The organism is Allobosea lupini (assembly GCF_900109525.1).
GTDB classification, from domain to species: Bacteria; Pseudomonadota; Alphaproteobacteria; order Rhizobiales; family Beijerinckiaceae; genus Allobosea; species Allobosea lupini.
In genome coordinates, this window is record NZ_FOAN01000011.1 from 179,988 (window position 1) to 192,154 (window position 12,167).

4 protein-coding genes and 1 pseudogene are annotated in these 12,167 nt (G+C 61.4%); all 5 read left to right on the plus strand.

The features are described from left to right. Positions 1-117 precede the first annotated feature (117 nt). On the plus strand, positions 118-4,089 hold the full coding sequence (locus tag BMZ21_RS26170) for an NERD domain-containing protein kinase family protein (RefSeq protein ID WP_091841757.1): 3,972 nt from the start codon (positions 118-120) through the stop codon (positions 4,087-4,089). After that, positions 4,089-5,909, plus strand: a complete 1,821-nt coding sequence (locus tag BMZ21_RS26175; RefSeq protein WP_244544014.1) for a methylation-associated defense system protein MAD7 family protein — start codon at positions 4,089-4,091, stop codon at positions 5,907-5,909. The genes BMZ21_RS26170 and BMZ21_RS26175 overlap by 1 nt, the downstream gene beginning before the upstream one ends. Next, positions 5,909-10,957, plus strand: a complete 5,049-nt coding sequence (locus BMZ21_RS26190; RefSeq protein WP_244544015.1) for an ATP-binding protein — start codon at positions 5,909-5,911, stop codon at positions 10,955-10,957. Before BMZ21_RS26175 ends, BMZ21_RS26190 begins: the two co-directional genes overlap by 1 nt. A gap of 313 nt (positions 10,958-11,270) precedes the next feature. Beyond that, on the plus strand, positions 11,271-11,849 hold the full coding sequence (locus BMZ21_RS26195; protein WP_091841759.1) for a hypothetical protein: 579 nt from the start codon (positions 11,271-11,273) through the stop codon (positions 11,847-11,849). 107 nt (positions 11,850-11,956) lie between these two features. Beyond that, a pseudogene (locus BMZ21_RS26200) lies at positions 11,957-12,167 on the plus strand (IS21 family transposase); the annotation flags it as partial.

The window sequence follows — 12,167 nt, forward strand, 5'->3', positions numbered from 1 at the left end:
GGCGCAAGTGCTTCGCCTTTGGCGTGAGCGCTCAGACAGAGGACTTTATGGGGATGACGTTTGCCCCGGCGATAAGAGCGAACGGCGCCGATTTTTTCGGCAAAGGGGAGTGGTAACTTGCGCGCAACTCATGTGCCGTGCGGACCGTTCGCCAACGCGAGCGAGCTCAAGGCGTTTAAGGCGGTCGATCAGGAGATCAGAAGCAGGATCGGCGACGGAGTTGCTTACGTCCTCACGAATCTGACGCATCCGAATCTGCGCGGTCAAGCCGATGAAATTGACATCGTAGTGATTGGACCCGGAGGCGCTATCGTGGTCGAGGTCAAGCACTGGGATGCCTCGGCGCTGCGGAAATCCGACCTCTCCGACCCAGCCGCCGAGCTTATTGTCGCTAAGTCCAAGCGGATCGCAGGAAGCCTGCGCTCCGCCGATCACAGGATAGGCTTCGTCGCCCCCGCGTTTTTGCTCACTCGCGAACTCGGTTCAATCAAGAAGAACGGTCATCTGCCTCGTCACCCGATGGGAGTGGTCGCCTACGGGCTCAAAGACGTGTTGGACCTCGTCTCCGGCGCGGTCTCTCCCGGACCGATGGATTCGACACGCCTCGCGAACACACTGGCGGGACGATACAATATTTCTGATGCTGGAAAGCTTAAACGCCTCGCGCGATTTGACGAACTTCGCCTGCTCACCGACGACCAGGACCGTTTCCAGCGCATTTTCGCGGCGCGGGATCCCCGCACAGGCGATCGCGTTCTACTTCATACTTATGATTTATCGGCCGCTCCCTCAGGAGAGGCTGCGACCCTAACCGATCGTCGCGCGCGACGAGAATTCGACGTCGTTCAGCGCTTCCAGAAGTCGCCGCATCTTCCGAGCATCGTCGACACTTGGCAGGCGGTCCCGAACTACGCGGGCGAAATGTATTTCTTCAGCGTTGGCGACAGTGCGGCGACGCCTATATCCGATCTCCGCAACGATAAGAAATGGACATCGGCTCAGCGACGCGACTTTGCCATTCGCGCCTTAGCGGCGCTGGAGGACTTCCTGGAGGCTGATGGAGGTCCGCTGCTTCACCGCGCTCTCGATGGAGACAGTCTTCGGGTCCGTGCAGATAATACGCCGTTGTTCGCCGGATGGCGCTGGGCACGGTTAATTCCGGCGCAGACGTTGAGCGCCAACCAGCTCGACAATCAGGCGGGAGGTTTTGCCGCTCCGGAAGTCATTGCTGGGGGCCTTGCGGCGGCTACCCCGCGGTCTGACATCTACAGTCTCTGCGCGGTACTAGCCGAAATCTTCGACGGGGGGGACGACGAGGATGCGCGCACTGTGGTGCAGCTCGGATGCGATCCTGACCCTACGCACCGGCCATCTTTGGCCGAGCTCCGCGACCTTCTAGACGACCGCCCCAGTGCCCCGTCATCCATTGCGGAAGTGCTTGAGCCAGTGGCTACCGTATCTCCGTCTCGGTGGGATGAGGGGCACCTCTTCCAGTGGAAGAAAGGCTCTTATCGCGTGGTTTCGGTCCTGGGACAGGGATCCGTTGCCCGGACTTTCAAGCTGGAGCAGATTGATGCTGCGGGGGAGCCGATCGGTACCTTCGTCGGGAAGGCGGTACTCAATCCCGAATTCGGTCCGACCTCGCTTGCGGCCTATCAGCGGATGCGCACGTTCTCGCTGCATCCGGGACTGTCGAACATCCTTGAATGCGCGAGTGAATGGAGCGCAGACGAACTCATGGCGCTGCTGCGCTGGAGCCAAGGCTCGCCTTTGGACGCGTGGAGAGGTGATCTCGACTTCATCGCCGAAGAGACAGGGCGGGATTCAACCGAGCAGCTTCTTCTTGAATGGCTCGAGAAGCTATGCGAGGCGCTAGTCGCCCTGCATGGTCAAGGGTGGGTCCACGGGGACGTCAGCCTATCGAACATCCTTGTCGATGACTCCCATGTCATGCTTATCGACTATGATCTCTCAGGTCAGATCGGACACAAGCCGCTCAGCTCCGGTACCCTCATCTACGCATCGCCGGAACGTCGCGATGGTGCAGTGGTCCAGGCCCGGGACGACGTCTACAGCTTGGCCGCTTCGCTCTTCCACGCCATCACGGATCGCCCTCCGGCGTTTGTCGAGAATGGGTCAGGGCTCGACTGGACAGACCAAGAAAGGGCGGCATTTCCTACCCTAATCCCGATCCTCGATCGGGCGACCGGTCCGATCAACATGAGCTTTGCACACGCTGGCGATGCGCTTTCCGCGTTGCGCTCCGCCGGCTCGGCGCTCCCCTTAGCGGAAGCGGCCAGCCCGAGTTCAAGGGTGGTTCAGCCGGTGCTGAGGCCCAATGTCGTGCCTAGAGTAAAAGACATCCTGAGTAGCTATCCGGGTTCCCGCTTCGGCAACGCCGAAACCCGAGGGCTCGATACGGACTTCTCATTTGATACGTATGTTCCCACCGACCTAGACACGTTGCTTCCTGCCGAGATCAGGGCAAGCGACGTCTCTCTTGTAATCCTCTGCGGGAACGCCGGGGACGGAAAGACCGCATTCCTGCAGCGTCTTGTCCAGACGCTCGGCGGGGAGGCACCGCAATCCAGCGAGCGCGTATGGTCCGGGCGGCTCGCCGACCGCAAGGCGTTGATCAATCTCGACGGAGCTGCAAGCTGGAGGGGACGGTCGGCGGACGACCTACTAGATGAACTCTTTGGACCGTTCCTGGATCAACCGCCCAAAGACGGGAGCATACATCTCGTTGCGGTGAACGACGGACGACTCATGGAGTGGATTGAGCATCAGGAGATGCGCCACGGGGAGCGTCCGTTGACCCGCGCGTTGACGGCTGCGTTCACCCAACAGACCCAGGAGTTGACCTCGCATATACGACTCGTCGAGTTAAACGACCGATCTCTTGTAGGTGGCCTCGATCTCCAGCGCGGCTCCATCTCGACGCACTTCGTGGACGAACTAATCCGCCTTTTGATTGGTGGTGAGCAGGCGGCGCAGATCTGGACACCCTGCCGCACCTGCAGCGCTCAGACCCGCTGTTCGATGAAGCGATCGGCAGACATGATGGGCGCAAGCACGGATCCGGCGATTCTGGCAGAAGGCTCCCGACTTCGCGAACGGCTGACCGAAGCGCTCCAGACGGTTCATCAGCGCAACGAGATCCACATTACCGCCCGGGAGCTAAAGGCGGCGATCAGCTACGTGTTGTTCGGTCTCGACGACTGTGAGGATCTCCATCGCAACGCCGAACTAAATCCGCATGATCCAGCGGATCATGCGTTCAATCCGGAATCCCGGGGACGACAGGGAGAGCTTCTGCGTGAGCTTGCGCGGCTAGACCCAGCCCTCGAAGGTCATGCCCGTGTAGATCGGTATCTCGTTGGGAAGGGCGCGCCTGATCCCGCACATGGCGCCCGCAGATTTCGAGATGCCGTCGGTCGCGCTTTGCCACTGCGAGATGCTAGACGGCGCGCCTATCTAAGCTGGTCGAGCGACCAAGTTAGGGCTGTCGGGGGCGACGACCATGCGCTGACGCTGCGCGATGGTCGCCGGGCGAGCGAGTTCAGGACCTTCCCGTTACTGCCTGAAGATGAGCAGCTTAGGATCAAGCAGCGACTCTGCAGGGGACTGTCTCGTCTTGAGGCGCTACCCGATCTTGCCTATCGCGACCCGGATCGTGTCCCGATCCGCGTCCTGCCACGGACCCCGACGGAAACGGCGTTTTGGATTGAGAAGTCGGCCTCCCGCTTCAGACTTGACGCAGAGCGATTTCAGTCGGTCGCGGGGCTCGAAACTCTCCATCGCTTTCTGGTGCTGCGTTACGAGCCAGATCACGGTGGGAGCGAGGAACTCATCGTGCCGCTCGAACTCTACAGCCTTCTGATGGATCTAGCTGACGGGGTGCAGATCCTTGACGCCTTCTCCGACGACGTTTTCGCCAATCTCGGCGTGTTCACAAACCGGCTCGCGCAAGAGGATGAGCGGAAGCTTAACGCGTGGAACCCGGTTGAAGGGAACGTTGTGCGCCAACTTAGTGTCGTCGATGTTCGAAACCGACAGACGATCACTCTTTCGATAGAGGAAGCCTAATGGCTAACGAGACACGCCAAGTGGTCGAGTCTGTGCTGGGCAGCCAGATGACGTCGCTGATATGGACTAGCACCTACCCCCCGGCGTTTCCGTTTACCCCTCAGGACTTCTCGATCGGTGCCGTCTTGCCCATGATGCTCTACCTGTTCCGGTGGGGTAATCGGCGCGGAAAGGGGCAGTTTGCGGCTGTGTACGGGGGTGATGGCGCACCCACCATATCCTCGACCGTGGACCGTCTGATCGCAGATGGGGCGATCGAAGGCTTCGACTCCGCATCGGGCAGGGCGATACTCGGCGACTTCCTCCTTACCTCAATCCTTGAGAACAGGCGGCGCTCGGAGTCACACGACGAGCAGATCCAGCGATGCTTCGCGAACCACTACTATGCGTCTTGGATCGACCTTCCCGTAAGCGCCGCGAACCTTCGCGGCGTTCCAGAGATGGTGACGGCGCTGCTCAGCGACCAGGCCGAAGGCGAGACGATAGAGCCGTTCGCCGAACGCGGACGCTATCGCGTCGGCGCGCGCATTCAAGACAACGACTTGCTTCGGGCGCTCGCGCCTGCCACGTCGACGACAGGGATGAAGAGTGACTTGCGTTCCGATGAGCTCGACGAGACCGTTCCGCTTCCATTGGATCAGTTGCTGACAGTGCGCTTGGCTCAGGGCTGCGGCGAGGCGCCTGCGAAGGCAGTAGGACGAAACAACCCCGGGCCCATTCCCAATCAACGTCCGATAGCGGTGCGCGCGGGAGAGAATTTCCGCGACGACCTGCTAGTTTTCCTCGACTGCTACGCCGGCGGCGGATCGATGCCGCGATCAGCCCTTTTGCAGATGCTCGAATCCGCTATCGCGATCGGCCTGACGAGCATCCTGACCGGATCGATCGATATCATGAACCGCTGGGCCACATCCGGAGTGCTCCCTGAGGTTGACGAGGCCCCACAGTTTCCATTGTTCTTCGATTGCTCGAGCGGATCGGACCCGGTCCTTCGCGCGACCTCCGAGGAGTCTGGCTTCCTACTAAGGCAGGCGCTCAACCGACTGCCTGCGATTTTGATGCACGCCCGGTTGCTCGACCACTACGTGCGCAGCGAATCCGACATCGATCGGCGAAAGCTCCCGGCGACATCGCCGGACGCCACCGCCTGGCTCAACCTCACGGGAAGCCTGCTAAATGGGAGTCACGAGGAGGCTCGGGACGCCCGTCGCCATTTCGCAAAGACTGCTCGCAGGTTGCGCGATGCCGCCGACGAGGTGGGGGACCTTGAGCTTCGTATGCTGCTCGGTGAGGAAGGAGCCGACGGCGATCCAGGCCGCGGGCTCGCGGAGGCGTTGAGCGCGGCTTTTACCGGTTCATCGAGCAGCGGCACCGAGCGGCTGAACAACTTTCTGTCGTCGGCCTTGATGATTGACGAGGTGAACGGGCTCGGAAAGCGCCGGAAGGTGATGCTCCATCAGACGCGTCGGCAAGGTCAGGGCCGCAAGGGCGATGCGCTGTCTTTCGTAATGACCAACCCCGTGATCGAGTATCTCGTCCATCGACACATACGGAAGACAGGAAAGGGTCGGAAGGAGCGCCCGCTGTCCTACCCGGAGTTCCTGACTATCCTGCGCGAACGCTATGGCTTCTATGTGGATCGCGCACCCCCCAACTTCGCGGTTCCGAGCGAGGTGCTTCAGCGAAATCGAAGAATGCTCGAGCGCCGCTTGAGAGACCTGGGCCTCCTTGTTGGCGTGAACGATGCCGAACGGATGAAGAAAATCAAATGGCGATATTCTGCCCAGCAGGACGCGCAGGCAAAGGACCGAGCGGCGTGATGACACCGCAGCATGTCTCGCATTTGGCGCAGGCGATCACGAACCGTCTCGGCGCTCCCACAGCCGGCGCGGTGGCCTTCCTGCGTTGTCTGCCGTCAGAGCAAGTGGACGCCCTTGTAGACAGCGGCGCGTTCAATGTGCCGGGCTGGACCGTGAACGCCGTGGTCGACGTGACTGGCCTGCGACGAATTACAGCCGACCAAGCCGTGGAACATCGAGAGGATAAGGGTGACGCGGCCCTGCTGTTGATCGATCCATTGCGCGCCGGCGCAGGTCTTGATGGCATCTACAGTGCTGGTCGCGAGATCGGCGAAGCTGAACTCTTTCAAGAAGCGCTCAAGCTGGCCCGGAAGCCGATGTATGGACGAACAGCCGTCCTTGACAACGCCGTCTGGCGTGCTGAGCGCCTCGGTAGACGTCGCCGGCTCACACCCTGGTCGAAGTTCGATTTTTACGTGAGCGCGGCACAGGACATCGGCCGTTCCCTAGCGCGGCTCGGGCTCTGGCCGATCGCGAGCAACGATGACCCGTCGACGAGCGAGCTGGATCTCTCGGCTGAACTCGCAGATCGGCTTCTCTACGTAAGCGACACGAGGGCCATCGCGGAACGTGTGCGGGCACTTCAGCTCGAAAATGCTGAAGACCGGAACCCCGCGCTTGAGCAGGGGCTCCGATCAGCGGCAGGAATGAGCCCCGAGGAGGCTGCCCGCCACATTGAGGACCAGCCAGATCTTTGGCTTGGGTCAATCAAGCCAGGCTTCGCCACCGAGGAGCTCCGGCGGCTGCAGCTTACTTCATGGCGCGATGCGAAGGGTAACGTCCTCAAGTGGTCCGGTCTCACTCGATCGGACGACGAGGACGCCGCGCCGCGGCTAGTTCTCGACCGCACGGCTTCGACGAAGGACCGCCCGAAGCTGACGGTGCGATGGACGACGGATCCCGAACAAATCGTGGTTGGCGGCGTGGAATACCGCGTTTCCATTATTGCAGGTGAGGACGTGCTCGCTGAGCGCGTTGTGCATCACCGCGACCATCGCGTGCAGCAGGTCGCAATCGGGGTAGACGACTTTGAGGAACTAGAGGGCACAGAGAAATTCGACGCCGTCGTCGAGGTCGCCGCAGTTGGCCAGGAGACCGTGGCACCGGTGCAGAGCGAGGCGTTCATTCTGGAGTTCGGTGAGACAATCAAGCAGCTGACAAGTTCGTCGGCCCAAGCCGTGCGGACGCTCGTTGAGGGTGCAATCGCGATCGGGGACCGTGTGACATTCGACCAACTCGTCAGCGGTCCCGGCGCGGCCGGGCGGGCAGTAGAGGACAAGAAAGGGTATCTGACCTGGAGGGGCGACGCCGCGACAAGGGCAGCGAAGGTATTCCGTCCTGCGCTGCTGCGAGCTGTCGAGCGGGACTGGGCCCAGCAGGGCGGCAAAATCGGCTACTGGACCCAGGTAGTTCGGGCCGACGGGTCTCCCATCGGCGACGTAAAGTTCGTGGAAATCGAAGCCACGGATGTTAGCGCGACGACCGAGCGTGCTCGGGACGCGAGCAGAAGGCTCGCCGGCGAGCTCGGGACTGCAGGGCTACTGGGTATCGTGATACCTCCCGGCTGGACGGCTGCCGACAACTACGTGAACGCGTGGGAGAAGGCGCTCGACGCCGGCGCCCCCGTCTTAGCGAGACATGGCACAGTCGAGGTGCGTACCCAATCCGGCGTTCTGATAGGACTACTGGTGACGCCCCTGCATCCGCTTCGGTTCGCGTGGCACGCCCACTACGATCAGGTAGTCACCCATGCGCGGTTCGAGCAGGGGCTGCTGCCGGGCCACATCCAGTCATCCGTCGCGCCGATCGATTCATCTTTCTTCCCGTTCGCCCTCCCGGGCCTTGGAAACGGCCCAGGGTTCATCTTCGCTGACGTCATCGGCTTCCACACGGTCGCGATGACGGTCGACGGCGAACGCGAGCCGAAGGCAGCGACCGCGCTTCTCGCCGTTTGTCTGGAAGGGGGCACCGCTTCGGCGCTTTCCATTGGCCAGGCGAGTGCCGCCGCGATTGCGCGCGAGATCGGCCACTATCTCGATTGCTACGGAGGAGCGAGCGGCGAGAGGCCGGACCTACTGGCGGTCCAGGCGTGGAGGGCGGGTGACGGCCTAACGGTCGCTCGCGCGCTTGGCCAAGCGCTAGCGGCCCGGGGTGTTAACGATGACGATGAGGTGGAGGCGCCACTGTGCTTCACTCTCGACTTGTTCCATGCGCCTCAGGCCGACGGTGCCGGCCAATTTCTGTCGGCAGTTGGTCAGCGCCGCCGCGCAGGTGGTCAGGTGCTCGATCCGCGCGACCGTTGGCTGGCGGAGACCGCTTCACGGCCAGGCGAGGTGCTTTTTCCCCGTTTGCGGTGGGCTAAGCATCAAGAGCCTTCCATCGACGACGAACGTGCCTGGAGCAGCGTGAGGGCGTCGCATGTCTGCCTAAGTTTTGATTTGTTCGAAACCAGCCTCGGAACTGTACCGCTTTCGTCGATTTCTGAGGTGCGTCCGCTTCAAGCCTGGGGGCTGTTGCGGACCCTGGAACGGCGTGCGGTGCAGGATCTGAGCTTCGAGTGGATGACCTACTCTGCGCCGGAACAGAATGGCGAACCCGCGCCGGAGGGTCGGACGGCGAGCGATAGGCTTCGCCGCATTGATCGTGCGGTGGCCAGGGCAACCGCCCGGGCGCTCGGCGGCTCGAGCGAGGACTGGCCAGTTCTCAAGACCCGTCTTTCGGTCGAGCACCAGATAAAGATCGAGCGAATGCACGCTCAGAGCGACTGGGTGATCACCCTCGACCGGAACGCGGCTCTCGACTACTTCGACTCGCCGCAGGACAGCCCAGACGCCTATGATCGGTTCGTCATAGACACCGTGCCCGAGCGGGCGGACCTCACGGCGGTGCAGCTCGTCACCTCGACGACGAAGCTTGACGCGGTGCGCGATCTCGTCGACGAGGCGCTCGGCGACATGGGCCTCAGCAGCAGCGAGCGAAACAGCCGCTTCCTCGTAGCCAATCTCAAGGCGCTTAGCGGTAGGCTGGCTATCCGACTCGCCGACGGTGGGACTCGGACAGGTGAGCTGATAGCTCTGGCGCTGATGTATGCGCACTGTGCGGCTGGCGGCGAGCACAAAGGGCCTTGGCTCAATGTCGCGCACGGCGTACTTATTCCTGTCGACGAGATCGCGGACCACGCACCCATCGTCCAGATGCCGGCAGGCGAAGGCGAGAGCGCGCGCCGAGCGGATTTCATCCATGTTAGCGCACCCGCTAGAGGTCCGCTGGAGTTCCGCTTTGTCGAAGTGAAGCACCGACGCCACCTGAGGACTGCTCGGCAGCCAGAGATGCTCGCCCATATGGCGGCCCAGACGGGCGAGTTGCGCGAACGATGGATCGACTGGTTCTTCGGTGATGGGCTTGAGCCGCTCGATCGCGTGGTGCGACGCGCACAGCTCGCCAGGCTCCTGCGCTTCTACGTCGATCGCGCAGGGCGACACAGGCTGTCCGCGCAGGCTTTAACGCGATTGAACGCCGAAATCGATCAGCTGTTGCTCAAGGAGAACTATCTGCCCGGTACGGTCGACAGCCCAGATGTGGGCTACGTGTTCTGTCCTGAGCATCGCTCGGGGCAGGTGGAGCGGATCTATTCCGAGCTCAGCGACACCGCGCTGTGGCTGTTCGGTCCGATGATGCTGCCCGATGAGATCGGTGGCGCGGCTGCCATGATCGTCACGCCATCTGATGCGATGACCTCGGAGATCGACCCACTAGGATTGGAAGAGCGCTCATCAGGTGAGAAGCCGGTAGTAGACGATCTGGCGTCACAAGAAGGTGAGAAGCATCAGGCGGCAGAGGCTAGCGTCGCCCTAGGGCTAGGCGGGCGCCGAAATGTGCTAGACGAGCCCGCTGAAGCGCAAGTCAGTGGTTTTTTGACGAACGGCAGCACATTACAGGCCGCCGATACAGGGATCGGCGCCGTCGAAGCAGCGCCCGATCCAGTTGACATTCGTCTCGGCGAGTCTTTGACGAATTTGCCGGTCAATTGGTCGGTATCGATCCGCAGCAATCCGCATATGATGATGGTTGGTCTTCCCGGTATGGGAAAGACAACCGCGCTGATCAACATTTCGAAGCAGATGACCGCCGCTGAGATCGCGCCGGTCATCTTCTCGTATCATGACGACATCGACGAGAAGCTCGCGGACGCTATCGGACCTATGCGCACCATCGACTTCGACGGGCTGGGGTTTAATCCACTTCGCGTGGATACGCCCGGGCCGATGGCCTACATCGACGTCGCGGGGACGCTCCGTGACATCTTCGCCTCCATCTTTCCCGATCTCGGCGAGATCCAGCTTGAGGAGCTGAGGGGCGCCATCAAGCAAAGCTATGACGACCTGGGCTGGAACGACCGCAGCTCTGAACGACCCGCGCCCCCGCGTTTTCGAACGTTTCTGGACATTCTTAAATCACGTCCGAAGCCAAACCAGAACCTGCTGGCCCGCCTGCAGGAACTGGACGACTACGGATTTTTCGACGGTGACGATGGTGCGCCTGGAATTTTGGTCGATGGGAAGCCGACGCTCATCCGGGTTCATCTCAGCACCAACGAGATTGTGCAGCGCGCCTTTTCGTCTTTCGTTCTATACAGCATCTATAAAGACATGTTCCGCCGCGGTGTTCAGCAGCGGCTAACACACGTTGTTATCTTCGACGAAGCGCATAGAGCGGCGAGGCTGAAGCTGATCCCACGGTTGGCAAAAGAATGTCGCAAGTATGGTTTGGCGCTTGCTTTGGCATCACAGGGCGTACGTGACTTCGATAGTGGAGTCTTTGAGGCGATTGCGAACTATCTTGTCCTGCGCGTCACCGAAGCCGACGCCCGGAACCTCGCGCGCAATACAGGACCGACCCTCGAACAACAGCGGACGACCGACCGCCTGAAGGCTCTCCAACCATACCATGCGATGTTCTTCTCTGCGGCCTCGCAGAAACCAATTTCGTTGCGGCTCAGCGCAGGTTAAGAGCTCGTACGGTGAGCCATGCGCTGCAAGCAGTGGCTTTGAGCAGTCAATCGGTGTGACGGGCAACGATATTGCAGCTGGTCGGTTAACCAATCTCCAAATCGATGTCTTGGCACTGTCCAATAAGGCATGTTATTGCTTACCGGTCCAGCTATCGTAGTGTTCGCTGGACGTCGGAAGTGCTCGTATCGCTACCGCGACCGTGATGGTTGGGTCGATGCTGAGCGACGCTGAATTCATAGCCTGAGCTCTCCGGCCGTAGCCCTTTGCCGGATTGAAAGGAGGTAATCCACTCCAGCTCAGGGGCTATACAATGGTGTCCAGTCTAAGCACTTCCGTGCAATCCGCTGCAACAAGCGGGCGGAAAAAAACCGCGAAACATCCCGTCTTTGCCGTAACGCTATTCAACAGCCGCGGCACCTGTCTCTTCCAGCTCACCCTCCAGGCCTGCTCCTATCCGGATGCGGTGGCGCGGGCGCAGAACGCTTATTGCCACGTCCTTCTTGGGCTCAGCGATCTGCGCGATCTTAAGAGCGATGAGGAGAACCTAACGGTCGATCCGTCGAGGACGATCGTGACGCCGGCTCGGACGCCCGGAAGCATCAGGCTTACATACTTCGTCCGGATCGCTGGCGAGCCTCAGCCTGTGGAGCACATGCGCAGATTGCGCAAGGACGACGCCATCGCCCTACTGCGCAGCGTGGCTGAAGCCGATACAGCGCTGCTGAGGGTCCTGACCGAGGCCCGGACCATCGACTTGTGTCCGGCCCACATCTGGTCGCCGGGTTCCGGGTGGCTGACCATCGATTCCTGCTTCCGGGTAACCGACGCCAACGGCCGCATGCGCGCCCTTCACCCGGCCTCTCCTGCCCTACGCCTCGCAGCGGTGTGAGATCGCCTGCAATGTTGCCCCCCGTGAGGGGCGTTTATCGCGTTGAAGGTTAGCCCCCCTGTTATCGGCTCTGGCTGATCCTTCCGGTTTTTCGGAAGGGTCCGGGGATGACGGGTGTGGAGACGATCGCGCGGATCCGGTTCGAGCATTTCCAGAACGGCAAGGGGATCAAGCGGATCGCCCGCGAGCTCGGCATTGCGCGCGACACGGTTCGCAAGGTGCTCCGCTCGGGCGCGACCGAGTTCACCTACAAGCGCGAGGTCCAGCCGCAGCGGAAGCTCGGGGCCTGGGTGGAGGCGCTGACCGGCATCCTCGAGG

Coding starts and splice junctions, on each gene's coding strand:
- BMZ21_RS26175 (WP_244544014.1), top strand. CDS start 4,089: ATGGCTAACGAGACACGCCAAGTGGTCGAGTCTGTGCTGGGCAGCCAG.
- BMZ21_RS26190 (WP_244544015.1), top strand. CDS start 5,909: ATGACACCGCAGCATGTCTCGCATTTGGCGCAGGCGATCACGAACCGT.
- BMZ21_RS26195 (WP_091841759.1), top strand. CDS start 11,271: ATGGTGTCCAGTCTAAGCACTTCCGTGCAATCCGCTGCAACAAGCGGG.